The organism is Protofrankia sp. CiP1_Cm_nod4 (assembly GCF_982290645.1).
Map to the genome: position 1 here is coordinate 1 of NZ_CEVIVC010000020.1, position 7,773 is coordinate 7,773.

7 protein-coding genes and 1 riboswitch are annotated in these 7,773 nt (G+C 72.6%); of the genes, 5 read left to right on the forward strand and 2 right to left on the reverse strand.

What is annotated here, in order from left to right:
- Positions 1 to 1,473, reverse strand: a 1,473-nt coding sequence (locus tag AC5LSR_RS06365; RefSeq protein WP_493468243.1) for an aminotransferase class V-fold PLP-dependent enzyme, incomplete at its 3' end; no start/stop codon positions are given.
- Positions 1,474 to 1,508: 35 nt separating this feature from the next.
- A riboswitch (SAM riboswitch) is annotated at positions 1,509 to 1,621 on the reverse strand.
- Between the two features lie 211 nt (positions 1,622 to 1,832).
- A complete protein-coding gene (locus AC5LSR_RS06370; RefSeq protein ID WP_250285373.1) occupies positions 1,833 to 2,399 on the reverse strand; it encodes a VOC family protein in 567 nt (188 codons plus the stop codon).
- 932 nt (positions 2,400 to 3,331) lie between these two features.
- Between AC5LSR_RS06370 and AC5LSR_RS06375 the strand changes: the two genes are divergently transcribed.
- From AC5LSR_RS06375 to AC5LSR_RS06395, 5 genes are all read left to right on the forward strand, one after another.
- Positions 3,332 to 3,985 (forward strand): cysteine dioxygenase, encoded by a 654-nt coding sequence (locus AC5LSR_RS06375; protein WP_250285372.1) that lies wholly within the window; start codon positions 3,332 to 3,334, stop codon positions 3,983 to 3,985.
- Positions 3,982 to 4,392 carry a rhodanese-like domain-containing protein gene (locus AC5LSR_RS06380; RefSeq protein ID WP_250285371.1) on the forward strand — a complete coding sequence of 137 codons (411 nt, stop codon included), beginning with the start codon at positions 3,982 to 3,984 and terminating at the stop codon, positions 4,390 to 4,392. Before AC5LSR_RS06375 ends, AC5LSR_RS06380 begins: the two co-directional genes overlap by 4 nt.
- Before the next feature lie 165 nt (positions 4,393 to 4,557).
- Positions 4,558 to 5,718 carry a C40 family peptidase gene (locus tag AC5LSR_RS06385; protein WP_493468244.1) on the forward strand — a complete coding sequence of 387 codons (1,161 nt, stop codon included), beginning with the start codon at positions 4,558 to 4,560 and terminating at the stop codon, positions 5,716 to 5,718.
- A 644-nt stretch (positions 5,719 to 6,362) separates the two neighbouring features.
- Positions 6,363 to 6,731, forward strand: a complete 369-nt coding sequence (locus tag AC5LSR_RS06390) for a WhiB family transcriptional regulator (RefSeq protein WP_250287090.1) — start codon at positions 6,363 to 6,365, stop codon at positions 6,729 to 6,731.
- A gap of 410 nt (positions 6,732 to 7,141) precedes the next feature.
- Positions 7,142 to 7,669: a SixA phosphatase family protein gene (locus tag AC5LSR_RS06395; RefSeq protein WP_250287092.1), complete on the forward strand. Its 528-nt coding sequence runs from the start codon at positions 7,142 to 7,144 to the stop codon at positions 7,667 to 7,669.
- Positions 7,670 to 7,773 lie beyond the last annotated feature (104 nt).

Below are 7,773 nucleotides of genomic sequence, written 5' to 3' on the forward strand. Positions count from 1 at the left end.
GTCGGGGGCGAACCAGCCGGGCAGCGGGCGGGTGTCGGGCACGGGGGCGCAGCCGGCCGGTCCTGCCTGGTAGGTCCAGCCCGGGCCGTCGCGCAGGTAGGTACGCAGTGCCGTGACGAGCCGGTCGATGTCGTCGGAGCGGGTGCCGACGCCGACGCTTGCCCGCAGGGCGGAGCCCGGCAGGCCCAGCCGGGCGAGCAGCGGATGGGCGCAGAAACGGCCGTCGCGCACGCCGATGCCGTGCTCGGCGGACAGGTAGGCGGCCGCCCGCGCGGCGCTGTCGCCGGGCACGGTGAAGGTCACCACGCCGAGCCGGTCGGACGCGTCCGCCCAGATCCGCGGGATCTCCACACCTGGCAGCCCGGACAGCCCGGCGACAAGATGGTCACGCAGCGCGGCCTCGTGGCGCTCGAGGGCGCCGGGCGCGAGCGCGGCCAGCACCTGGCAGGCCGCGGCCAGGGCGGCCGCGCCGAGCGAGTTGGGGGAGCCCGCCTCGTGCCGCTCCGGGGCGGCCTTCCAGGTGGCGGTGGTGCCGGTCACGCCGGCCACGGCACCGCCGCCGGCGAGGTACGGCGGCGCGGCGTCGAGCCAGTCCGCGCGGCCGATCAGCGCCCCGGCGCCGTAGGGCGCGTAGAGCTTGTGGGCGGACAGCGCGACGTAGTCGACGTCCCAGGCGGCCATGTCGACGCGGCGGTGCGGCGCCAGCTGCGCGGCGTCCACGACGATCCGCGCGCCGTGGGCGTGCGCGATCCTGGCGATCTCGGCGACGGGGACGACCTCGCCGGTCACGTTCGACGCGCCCGTCACGGCGACGAGGCAGGCCGGCCGGTGCGCCAGCGCCCGCCGGAGACGGTCGAGGGTCGCGCCGACGGTGCCCGCGGCCGGCAGGCAGCGGTGCCGGACGGCACGCCAGGGCAGCAGGTTCGCGTGATGCTCGACATCGAGGAACAGCACGTCGCCAGGGCCGGCGTCCCCCGCCCGGCCGTCGCCGTCCGAGCGGCCGGCGTCCGCCCCGCGGCCCGGGCTGTCGTCCGGATGGCCGCCGGCCGCCGTCCCGGGCAGGCAGCGGGCGAGCAGGTTGAGCGCGTCGGTGGTGTTGCGGGTGAACACCACGACGTCCGTGGGCCGCGCGCCGACGAAGGCGCCGACCGTCCCGCGCGCCGACTCGTACAGCGCCGTGGTCACCTGGGAGGCGTAGCCGGCGCCGCGGTGGACGCTGGCGTAGAACGGCAGGATCTCCTCCACCCTGGCCGCCACGGCGGACAGGCACGGGGCGGACGCGGCGTAGTCGAGGTTGGCGTAGCGCTCCTGCCCGCCCTGGACGAGCGGAACGCGCAGATCCGCGCCGACGACCGGCAGCAGCGGCCCCACCGGCAGCGGCTGGGCGCTGGCGGCGACGCCGTCCACGGCCACGGCAGACGGCTCCCCCGGCCGCGGACGGACGGGGGTCTGGATGGCGGCAGGGGCGGTCACAGCACTCCTCACGGGTCCACCGGACCCGGAAGGCGGGTCCGCGCTTACCGCAGCCACGCGGCTACGGCCTGGTCCTCACCCGGGGCACCCCACCGCGGAGGAGGGTTGCCGGCCAGCAAGCCGGGGCTTGACGCTGGCGCTCATGACCTGTGCCGAGCATACCGGGGATGTCGGACACGTGCCCGGCGGTGGCGCCAGCTCCGGCGGACGGCCCCCGGACCCCTCCACCGGCCGCATCACCGATCAGGAGCTGGGCGCCCCGGCCGGGAACCCGGCCGGACCCCGCCGAACAGGACGCGGCTCCCGCCCGCGGCCACGCCGGGCGGGAGCCGCCGGACGGCCCGTCCCGGCGGCAGCGGTCACGGGCCGCCGAGGTCCGGGACGATGATCGAGCCGTCTGCGGCGAACGGGAGACCGGGATTGTGGGCGATCTCCCAGACGTGGCCGTCGAGGTCGGTGAAGACCCCCGCGTAGCCGCCGTAGAACGTCTCGGCCGCGGGACGGGTGACCGTGGCCCCCGCCCGTTGCGCCGCCGCGATGACGTCGTCGACCTCCGCCCTGGAGCGGACGTTGTGCGCGAGCGCGACACCGCCGAACCCGTCCGCCCGCCCGGCGGTGCTCCCCGTGGCGGCGCTTCCCTCGGCGATACCGCAGTCGCGGGCCAGCCTGTCGCGTCCCCAGAGCACCAGCACGGTGCCGCCGGCCTGGAAGAACACGGTCTCCTCGAGCTCCTGGCCCTGCCAGCCCAGCCGCTCGTAGAACGCCCGGGCGCGTCCCACGTCCCCGACACCCAGTGTGATCAGGCTGATCCGCTGCTCCATGAGCGGAAGGTATCCGACCGCTTTCCCCGGCGCGGGACGGCTTTCCGGGCGGATCTCCGCGAACCGTCTCATCCCGCCCGGTGGCCCGTTCGCGACGGCGGTCACGAGCCCATATCCGGAGGGTGGTGGACGTCGGGAGTTCCGGGTTCTGCGATGTCTCACGGCTGGCGGGACAGCGCGGGACGGATGATCGGGAGGATGTTGCCGGGAACGCGCGGGGCGGCCCGGGCGGGGCGTCGGAGCGGGTGTACAGGAATGAACGAGGATTGTGACGGCGGATCGGTTGTACAGTGCCGGGCATGGCATCCCGCCGCTTTCTGCCGCACAGCGACCGCGTGATCGACCAGGTGCTTGTGGCCAGCGCGGCGTGTACCGGCGGGTGCGGCCCGCGCGGGATGCGCTGACAACCGTGGACGGGCGCCACGGCGCCGGTTCCGCTCACGTCATCTCAGGCCAGCCGGTCACACCGGCGCGTCGCCGGACCGTCTGAGCCCGCCCACCCCGAGCATCCGTCCGGGCCCTGGCGCGTTTTCGGTTCGTCGAGCGCACCCGGCTGTCAGCCGGCCGATTTCTCCCGGCGGCGGCGGTTGCGCCGGGAACGCCGCCCGGAAGCGACGACAGGAGCGCCGGCGGGAGCGCCGAAGGGCATGCCGCCGCCCGCGTCGCCGGCGGCTCCGAGGGGCCGCCGGCGACGCGAAAAAATGTAATCGCGCTGTTTTTCCGGCTCTTCACAGCTCGCTGGAAAATGTAATCAGACGACTACAGAACTGGCGAGTACACGGTGACGGTCTGCGGCCCAGCCGCCTCGCCGCGGGCGCGGTCGGCGTGGCGCTCGTCGCCGAAGAGCCAGGTCAGGGCCCTGTCGGTACCCAAGCCGCGAGGCTGGCAGACGGCTCGCGGCTGCACTGGGCCACCACTGGCAACAACTCCTGGTGATCGGATGAACACAGTTTCCGGTGCACTGCGAGGAGCCGTTTTTCCACCCGTACAGCTCTCCATCCGTAGCGCTTTCCGCCCGTGCCGACAGGGAGCCGAGCATGCCACTCATCCATCCACGACTCGCGGGCACCGACCTGGTGCCGGATTTCCTGCTGGGGGACGAGAACGAAACGGTGGGACCGCATGTGCTGGCCGCGCTGACCCGCTCTCTCGGTGCCGCGACCGGGATATGGTCGGCGATCCTGCGCCACGACCCGGTCAACCGCTGGTACACCCGGCTCGTGCTGTCCGGGTCGGTCGAGGTGTGGCTGATCAGCTGGTGCCCGGGCCAGTACACCCGCGCGCACGACCACGGCGGCGCGTTCGGCGCGCTGACCGTCGTCCAGGGCCCCGTCACGGAGATCGTCTGTGACGCGGACTGGCGGCCGCGCGGCTGGCGGCGGCACGAACGGGAGGCGTCGCCCACATTCGGCCGCGACCACATCCACAAGGTGGGGAACGCGGGGAGCGCCCCGGCCGCGACCATCCACGCCTACTCCCCCCCGGAGCTGCCGATGCGGTACGCGCCGGACGCCGCCGAGCAGGCAGTCGAGGGCTTCCTGTTCGCGAACGTGACCGGTGGCGGCCTGTTCGACGCCGTGCCGGCCGACGCCACCGCCACCGCCGGCGCCGGCGCTGTCGCAGGCAGCCTCGCCACGGCCGCTGGCGGGGACGTGGCGGGGGTTGTCGCCGTGGGCGGAGGACGGCCGTGAGCGGCAGCCGGATCGACGCGATGCTTGCCCGGGCACGCGCCCGCCTGGAACGTCTCGACCCGCCCACGGCTGCGGCGGCGGTGGCGGGCGGGGCGCTGCTGGTCGACATCCGGCCCGCGGCCCAGCGCGGCGCCGAGGGCGGCATCCCCGGTGCGCTGATCATCGAACGCAACGTCCTGGAATGGCGGCTGGACCCTACCAGCGACGCGCGCCTCCCCCAGGCCACCGGCGACGATGTCAAGGTCATCATCATCTGCTCGGAGGGGTACACCTCCAGCCTCGCGGCGGCGTCCCTGCAGGATCTCGGCCTGCACCAGGCCACCGACGTCGTCGGAGGCTTCCGCGCCTGGGAGCGCGGCGGCCTCCCGATAATCACCTATAGCGACGAAGATCGTCACCTTCAGTAACTAACTTCACTGAAAGGTCTTGGACGATCTCTTAGCGTAAGGGTGCTCACTATCACGGTGAGTAACGGGGGTGACCGCCGAAGCCCGTCCGCATCCCCGTGTCGGCCACACGCGCGGACGGGGCCGGGCCCCATCTGCCCGGAACGGCGGCAGAGGGGTGATGGCATGTCCATCTCGAGCCGTACGGTCTCACCCACGATCACCGCGGTCTCCTGCGCCGTCGCCGTCGCTGTCGCGGTGGCCCTGACGCCCCACCCGGCCGGGGCGGCCACCGTGACGGCCACCGGCGCGCCCGCCGCGGCCGGCGCGGCCCTGGACGCCCCGACGGGGCAGGGGCCCGCGGCGACGGCCTGGGCGGAGGGGCAGGAGCCCGCCGGCAGCACCGGGCAGAAGTCCACCGGCGGCACCGGGCAGAAGTCCGCCACCAGCGGGAAGCGGCATACCGGTGACAAGCAGAAGTCGACCGGCAGCCGACAGGCGTCAGCCGCCGGCGGACAGGCGTCCGCCGGCGGCAGGGGGGAGTCCTCCAGCAGCGGACAGGATCCCTCTGATGACGTATGGAAATCCTCCGGGGGCGCATGGGGATCCTCTGATAACGGATGGGAGTCTTCTGGAAGCGGAGGGGAGTCGTCCGCTGGCGGGCGGGGGTTCCCCGGCCGGTCGTTGCGCCGGGGAAGCCAGGGTGACCCGGTGGTGCGGCTCCAGATCCGGCTCGGGATCTTCGCCGACGGGTGGTTCGGCCCGCGGACCGCACACGGCGTCCGCGCCTTCCAGGCCAGCGCCGGGCTGGCCATCGACACCGTGGTCGGCCCGCGGACCTGGGATGCGCTCTTCGGCGCGCCAGCCTCACCGGTAGCGGCACCCACGCCGGCAACAGCCCCGACAGTGACGTCGACAGTGGTGTCGGCAGTGGCGTCGACAGCGACGCTGGTGGTGACTCCGGCGGCGGCAGCGGTTCCGGTGGGGGCGTCCACCTCGGCCGCGACGGCGGCACTCGCGGCCGCCGAGCGGCAGATCGGCAAACCGTACCGTTACGGTGCCGCCGGGCCGGACGACTTCGACTGCTCCGGCCTGGTCCAGTACGCGTACGCCCAGGCCGGTGTCTCGATTCCCCGTACCACCTACGACCAGTTCGCCGCGCTGCGGCCGGTCGGCTCCGCCGAGGCCCGGCCGGGAGATGTGGTCTTCTTCCTCGACGCCGAGGGGGAGGCCTACCACGATGCCATCTACGCCGGGAACGGGCAGATGATCGTTTCGCGTCGCCCCGGCACCAACGTCCAGTACCAGGACATCTGGTCGGGCGACTATCGCATCGGACGGGTCTGAAGACCGGAGGACCTGCAGCTTCCGGCCGGCCGGAAAACATGATCCCATCACCTTGGGCGCTCTGACCGTAGACTCTGCGCCACGTGCCGCCGACGATCATAGTTGTGATTCTGCTCACCCTTGCGATCGTCGGGAACACGCTCTCCGATCCCCCGGGGGCGCGCGGGAAGCCAGGATGCCCGGTTTGACACCACCGGGCATCTACTACGAGTGGTAGTACGCATACCCAACGCTGCGACTGGACAACGGAACGTCGATCAGCGCGGCCGGAACCGGATGTCTCGCACATACTGCGGACGCGGGCGTTCCGGAACCCTTGCTATCCCGTCGAGAGCCGTCTACGTTCCTCGGTTAACGAGACGAGACGGGTTCGTTTCCGACGAAGAGGGTGTCCAGGCGTGCGCAATTCATGCCGGACAACCCTGGCTCCGTCCCTCCCTGAGGTTGTGGTTCCACGCGAGCAGAGGAGTCGGTGTGCTTTCCAACACATCCACTCGTTGCCGCGCATTGTCATGCCCGCCGCAAGCGACGTCCCGAGGAGACATCATGCTGAGTCATCCGCGGCTGCTGCCTACAGGTAGCGCTGCCGCCTACCACCATCGGACCGGATTGTGCCTCGATAGTGGCAGAATCGGCGGAATCTCATGAGCGCCGGCGTACCCGTCCTGCCCGGACGCGACCTTCCGCCGCAGCCCTACGGCGCTGGCTGGCCCGCCTACTGGCGGCAGGAAGCCGCCTGCCGGGACGGGGATCCCGACGCGTTCTTCCCGCCGGACGGGCGTAACACCAAGGCCCGGGCGGCGGCGGAAACCCGGGCCCGGAAAGTATGCGCCAGCTGCTCCGTGCGGCGGGCCTGTCTCGCGACCGCCTTATTCCGCCAGGAGGAACACGGCGTGTGGGGCGGGCTTACCTCGGACGAACGCAATTCCGTGGTTCCCCGCGGCCGGCTCAGCGCGGACGACGCCCTTGCCTTTGCCGACCGCCTGCTGCTTTCCACATACGCGACCAGCTGATCCTTACGGCTGATTTCTAGCTCCACCGTAGGATATTTTTCACCACTTCGGGTGAGGCACCGCCGTCGATGCGAGCCGTCGATGTGAGCGAGTGCCTCGCCCGGCGCCATGGCCGGGGCACCGATGATCGACAACGATCGGCGCGGCACCGGCCGGCGCGGCACGGCCGACGAGGCTTCCCTCGTCCGGGTGCGTGAGGCTTCCCATGCGGGCGAGATGCCGCCGGACGAGGCGGGCGCCCCGCGGCGGGCGTAGAAAAGAACCATTGACGCCCCGGTCCGAGATGGGCAGGCTGCGTGTCGTCGCCGTCCGAGGAGGAGCTGCGTGTCGCCTCGTCCCGCGCCCGGTCGCGGCGTCCGGGTGTCTGCCGGTCTCCCTCTCCCCACGGGTCTCTCCCCACGGGCCGCGCGGTGAGGCCGCCGCGTCGCCTGTTGCTGCTGCGCCACGGCAAGTCCGACTGGGCCGACGGCAGCATGTCGGACGCCGACCGCCCGCTGTCGCCGCGCGGCCGGTCCGCCTGCCGGCTCATCGCCGAGCACCTGACAGCCGACCAGCTCACCCCCGACCTGGTGCTGTGTTCCTCGGCCCGCCGGACCAGGCAGACCGTCGAGCAGATCGCCGGAGCCCTGCCGGCGGCCGTCCCGGTGCTGACCGAGGACCGGCTCTACCTCGCCGACGTGTCGGACCTGCTCGACCGCCTCCGCGAGCTCGACGACGGCGTCCCCACCGTCCTGCTCGTCGGCCACAACCCGGGTATCCACGCGCTGGCCACCGGCCTGCTCCCGGTCGGCGAACGCTCGCGGCTGCCCACCTTCCCCACCGCGGCGCTGGCCGTCGAGGACCTGGCCGTGGGCCGCTGGGCGGAGCTGGGGCCGAGCACGACCCGGCTGGTCTCGTTCGTCACCCCACGCTCGCTGGCCGGCTCCAGCAGCCACTGACGCCGCCGCGGCGAAGCCTCGGTACCGGCGGAGCCGTGCTGCCAGCGAAGCAAGCCGCTGTACTGACGAAACCGACGAAGCATCAGCACCAGCGAAGCCGCTGT

Coding starts and splice junctions, on each gene's coding strand:
- AC5LSR_RS06375 (WP_250285372.1), top strand. CDS start 3,332: ATGCCACTCATCCATCCACGACTCGCGGGCACCGACCTGGTGCCGGAT.
- AC5LSR_RS06390 (WP_250287090.1), top strand. CDS start 6,363: ATGAGCGCCGGCGTACCCGTCCTGCCCGGACGCGACCTTCCGCCGCAG.
- AC5LSR_RS06385 (WP_493468244.1), top strand. CDS start 4,558: ATGTCCATCTCGAGCCGTACGGTCTCACCCACGATCACCGCGGTCTCC.